Source organism: Bradyrhizobium genomosp. III (assembly GCF_000261705.1).
Classification (GTDB): Bacteria; Pseudomonadota; Alphaproteobacteria; order Rhizobiales; family Xanthobacteraceae; genus Bradyrhizobium; species Bradyrhizobium ottawaense.
In genome coordinates, this window is sequence record NZ_AJQF01000397.1 from 1 (window position 1) to 5078 (window position 5078).

General features: G+C 64.1%; 4 protein-coding genes and 1 pseudogene. 2 read left to right on the plus strand and 3 right to left on the minus strand.

From position 1 onward, the window contains the following. A pseudogene (locus IC66_RS0132170) lies at positions 1–1353 on the minus strand (indolepyruvate ferredoxin oxidoreductase family protein); the annotation flags it as partial. Between the two features lie 284 nt (positions 1354–1637). On the opposite strand from IC66_RS0132170, the gene IC66_RS0132175 reads away from it, so the two are divergent. After that, a complete protein-coding gene (locus IC66_RS0132175) occupies positions 1638–2858 on the plus strand; it encodes a c-type cytochrome (RefSeq protein WP_038950426.1) in 1221 nt (406 codons plus the stop codon). A gap of 56 nt (positions 2859–2914) precedes the next feature. On the opposite strand, the gene IC66_RS0132180 is transcribed toward IC66_RS0132175, so the two are convergent. Then, positions 2915–3559, minus strand: coding sequence for a trimeric intracellular cation channel family protein (locus IC66_RS0132180; protein WP_038950427.1), 645 nt, complete (start codon positions 3557–3559; stop codon positions 2915–2917). 175 nt (positions 3560–3734) lie between these two features. Between IC66_RS0132180 and IC66_RS0132185 the strand changes: the two genes are divergently transcribed. After that, positions 3735–4127 (plus strand): hypothetical protein, encoded by a 393-nt coding sequence (locus IC66_RS0132185; RefSeq protein WP_038950428.1) that lies wholly within the window; start codon positions 3735–3737, stop codon positions 4125–4127. A 63-nt stretch (positions 4128–4190) separates the two neighbouring features. Here the strand turns inward: IC66_RS0132185 and IC66_RS0132190 are convergent, their stop codons facing one another. Beyond that, entirely contained in the window at positions 4191–5000 is an 810-nt protein-coding gene (locus tag IC66_RS0132190) for an isocitrate lyase/PEP mutase family protein (protein ID WP_028140978.1), read from the minus strand. Positions 5001–5078 lie beyond the last annotated feature (78 nt).

Here is a 5078-nt window from a genome sequence, read left to right on the forward strand (position 1 = left end):
TTCGGGGACCTTCGTCGAGGTGTTGTGGGGACAGCCGGAGCAGAAATACGGGGTGCGGGAGACAGGTGCGACCGCTTGCATCTGGGTGGCCTGACGGCCGTTGAACCAGTCGGCCTTGGCGCGGAGCATCGAAGCAATCTCAGGGTTGAGATCGAGCTTGAGAAGTCGCTCGGTAAGCGAGGTCGCAAGCGAGGCAACGCTGAGCTCGGCGGCGAAGGTCAGGAAGCGCTTGTCGTGCTCGTCCATCTTGCCGACGATGCGCGGGCGCACGTCATCGCGCCAGTTGAACAACACCTGCTTGACCTGGTTCTCGACAATCTCGCGGCGCTCCTCGACGATGAATATCTCTTCGAGGCCGATGGCGAATTGATGCACGCCTTCCGGCTCCAGCGGCCAGGGCATGCCGATCTTGTAGAGGCGAAGGCCGATCTTGGCAGCGACCTCTTCGGTGACGCCGAGCTCGCGCAGCGCCTGACGGACGTCCTCATAGCTTTTGCCCGACGCCATGATGCCGAAACGGGCGTTCGGCGAATCCATGGTGATGCGGTTGACCTTGTTGGCGCGCGCAAAGGCGATCGCGGCAAAGCCCTTGTAGTCCTGCAGGCGACGGTCCTGCTCGAAGCGGTCGTCGGGCCAGCGCAGATTGAGTCCGCCTTGCGGCATCTCGAAATCGGCGGGGATGATGAACGGCTTCATCTCGTCGGTGAGATCGATCTCGGCGGTGGTCTCCACCGTCTCCGTGATCACCTTCATGCCGACCCAGCAGCCCGAATAGCGTGACATGGCGATGCCGAGCAGGCCCATCTCGATCATCTCGTGGATGCTCGAGGGATAGAGATACGGCATCAAGGCCGACATGAAGGCGTGGTCGGACTGATGCGGAACGGTCGAGGATTTTGCGCCATGGTCGTCACCGGCAAGGCACAGCACGCCGCCGTTCTTGGCGGAGCCTGCGGCATTGCCGTGGCGGAACACGTCGCCGCAGCGATCGACGCCGGGGCCCTTGCCGTACCAGATGCCGACCACCCCGTCATATTTCGCGCCGGGCGAGAGGTTAAGCTGCTGCGAGCCCCAGATGGCGGTGGCCGCCAGATCCTCGTTCACGCCGGGCTGGAACTTGATGTTGTACTGTTCGAGATGCTTGCGGGCGGCAAACAGCTGCTGGTCGTAGCCGCCGAGCGGCGAGCCGCGATAACCGGAGATGAAGCCCGCGGTGTTGAGGCCGCTGGCGCGGTCGCGCCGGATCTGGGCCATGGGCAGGCGGACCAGGGCCTGGATGCCCGTGGTGAAGACATGCCCGGTTTCCTGGGTGTATTTTTGATCGAGACTGATCGGACCCTGGTTGATGCCCATGCTGTCCTCTTTTTGCGCCCTGTTCAGGTCTTGCTGACTTAAGCCGTTGCCTTCCCGTTGTTTTTAGCTAGGGCGCGCCGACCAGTTTCGCCACTCTATGTCGGATATTTCAGGATCCGCATCACAAATCTGGACCAAAGGGAGCGCCGGGTAAAAATCGCAACTTCGTGGCCTGAAACACGCTGGGCATTTTCAATTTGTGTCACCATACCCCCACTGTGGCGAAACGAACTGATGCCCCTGTCGTGCCCGATGCGGGCGATTGGTCGCAGGAGAGGCTTGCGATGCGGACGATTCTGACTGGCTCGGCTCTTGTCGGCCTGGCGTTGTGCAGTGCGGTTGCAAGCGCAGCCCGCGCTGCCGAGCCGTCGCCGGAGCTGATCGCCTACGGCAAGACGCTGGTCGAGGCCGGCGACTGCGCGGGCTGCCACACCGCCGATCCGGCAAAACCGTTCGCGGGCGGCAAGCGCATCGACACGCCATTCGGCGCGATCTATGCGCCGAACCTGACCCCGGACCGCGACACCGGGATCGGCGCCTGGCTGGATGCCGATTTCACCCGCGCATTGCGCACGGGCGTCGCGCCCGACGGGTCGAACTACTATCCGGCCTTCCCCTATCCCTACTTCACGAAGATGACGAAGGACGACACGCTGGCGATCCGCGCCTATCTCGGCACGCTTGCGCCCGTCGTCAGCCGCAACAAGCCGCCGGAGCTGCGCTGGCCGTTCGGCTATCGCGGCCTGATGCGGGTCTGGAACGCGATGTATTTCAAGCCCGGCCTGTACGAGCCGGACCAGAGCCAGAGCGCGGCGTGGAATCGCGGCGGCTATCTCGTCACCGGGCTCGGTCATTGCGGCGCCTGCCACACACCGAAGAACTATTTTGGCGCGGACAAGCAGGCGCAGGCGCTCGCGGGCAACGAGGTCGGTGGCTGGTACGCGCCAAGGCTCGACGGCGCTTCCCGCACGGGCCTGAAGTCGTGGAGCGAGGCGGACATCGCCGAATATCTGCAGAGCGGGCGCAATGTCAGGAGTCATGCCGGTGGGCTGATGGCGGAGGTCTTCGTCAATTCGACCTCGAAGATGAGCGATGCCGATGTGCGCGCGATCGCGGTGTACCTGAAGAGCCTGCCGCCGTCGCGGCGCGAGACGATCGTGGCGCCGCCTGATGATGCCGAGATGAAGGCGGGCCAGGCGGTCTACGCAAAGCTCTGCATCGCCTGCCATGAAGCCGACGGCTCGGGTGCGCCGCGCATCTATCCACCGCTGCCGGGCAATGCGCTGCTGCAATCGATCAATCCGTCCTCGACGTTGCGCATCATTCTCGACGGCGCCCACACCGTGACCACACCGCGCGCGCCCAACACCGGCGAGATGCCGCCCTATGCCAGGCTGTCCAATGAGGAGATCACGGCGGTGACGAACTACATCCGCAACTCCTGGGGCAATGCGGCCCCGCTGGTGACGCCGGCGCAGGTGGCGAAGGCCAGGAAGCAGGAGTAGCTCCATCCCCGTCATTGCTGTAACGACGATGTGGATGGAGTGAGGTCACGTAACCTCTACCTCTCCTCGTCCCCGGTGAACACGAATTTCGGCATCTCCCATTTGTAGCGCACCGCGAGCAGGCGCAAGCTGAGACCGAGCACGAAGGTCAGGATCGTCCAGAGCTCGGCGTTGAGGTTGAGGCCGAAGGCGGTGGCGTAGAACAGTCCCGTCACGACCGAGACGCTGGCGTAGAGCTCGGACCGAAACAGCAGCGGCACGTCGTTGCAGAGCACGTCGCGCAACACGCCGCCGGCGCACCCGGTCACCATGCCCGAGACGATCACGATCGGCAGCGAAGCATCCATCTGCCAGGCGACGTCGCAGCCGGCCATGGTGAAGACGACGAGCCCGATCGCGTCGAGCACGATGAAAGCGACCTTCAGCCGGTGCACGAGGCGCGCGAACAGAATGGTGAGGAAGGCCGCACCACCGGCCAGCGCCAGATAGATCGGATTGGCGACCCAAACCAACGGATAGTGCCCGAGGAAGAGATCGCGCAACGTGCCGCCGCCAAGCGCGGTGATGCAGCCGAGGAAGCACACACCTAACCAGTCCATGCTGCGGCGTCCGGCAGCAAGTGCAGCCGTCATGCCCTGGGCGGCTATCGCAACCAGGGACAGGAAATGCAGCACGGTATCGCTTGGCGGCACACTCCACATTGGCTTGTTCCCTCGGGCTTGTTCTCGTCGCAGCCATGGAACTCGCGTCCAGTTCCCGAATGAACAGGTTCCCGATTCCCGGTGGCGGGGCAACATGCGACGAAAGCATAAGGAGGCGCGGAACAGAATCTCGCATCCACGGGTTGTCCGGGCGTCACAACCGAGGAGACAATCGATGGCTGACGACCGTTTTCCCAACGATCCGTACCGCCCGAACCTCGCCGACGATGAGTATCTTCGCGCGGCGCGCCGGGATGGCGACCTTCAGGCCGATCCCGAGCTGGGCGAAGGCCCCGCCTCCAGCGGCAAGGTTGCGTTATTCGCCGTTGCGATTGCACTGGTGCTGGGTGCCGTGTTCTACGGCTTGAACAATACGACCACTGGCAACCAGGCCAGCAACGCGCCGGCGACTCAGACCGCACAGCAGGCGCCTCCTGCCAATCCGGCCGCGCCTCCCGGTATGCGCGACGTGACGCCGCGCAACAACACCGAGCCGGTCGTGACGACCGGTGCGGCGCCGACGAAGCCGGCCCCGGACACGCAGAAGCCGTCTGACGGCGCGAAGTAACACTTCGCAATAGCGCGTGAAGCGGCGGGACTCAAAAAGTCCCGCCGCTTTTTCGTTGTGTTCCTAGCTGAACATCTTGTTGAGTTCGCCGCCGGGATAACCGCTGCCGAGCTCGGTGAATGTCCCCTTCTCCGCCATCTCCTTTGCCGCACGCATGAAGCCGCCCCAGGCAGCGCGGGCGAGCGAGCCGCCGACGCTGATCCGGCGCACGCCGAGATCTTCGGCCTGCTGCAATGACAGGCCGGATGCGCCGATCAGGAGGTTGAACGGCTTTGGTGCGACAGCCTTCACCACAGCAGAGATGTCCTCGCGGGTCTTCAAGCCCGGCGCATAGAGGCAGTCCGCGCCGGCATCGGCGTAAGCGGTGAGCCGGTCGATGACGAGCTTCAAATCGGTCACGCCCCACAGATAGGCTTCGCAGCGGCCGACCAGCAGCGTGCCGCTGTCGCCGATCGCCTTGCGCGAGGCCTTGATGCGCTCGACCGCGAGGGCGCGATCGTAGAGCGGCTTGTCCTTGTCGCCGGTGGAATCCTCGATCGACAGGCCGGCGACGCCGGTGCGCACGCAGCGCTCGACATTGTCCGCGACCCTGTCCGGCTCGACCGCAAAGCCGCCCTCGAAATCGGCGTTGACGGGGATGTCGACGGCCGAGCTCAATGCTGCCAGATGCTGACAGACGTCCTCGACGTTGACGTGGTTGTCGGCCTTGCCGATGGTCCAGGCAAAGCCCGCGCTCGACGACGCAATCGCCTTGAAACCGAGATGCTGCAATGCCTTGGCACTGCCGTTATCGACCGGATTGGGCAGGATGAAGCAGCCGCTTTCGTGCATCTTCTTGAAGGTGGCGCGCTTGTCCGCGGTCGTGACGTGCATGTTTCTTCTCCCTTTGTTGGCCGCGCAGACATAGGCGCCCTAACCTGGCAGCGCCAGTGCGCGCCTGGCAGCGCCAGT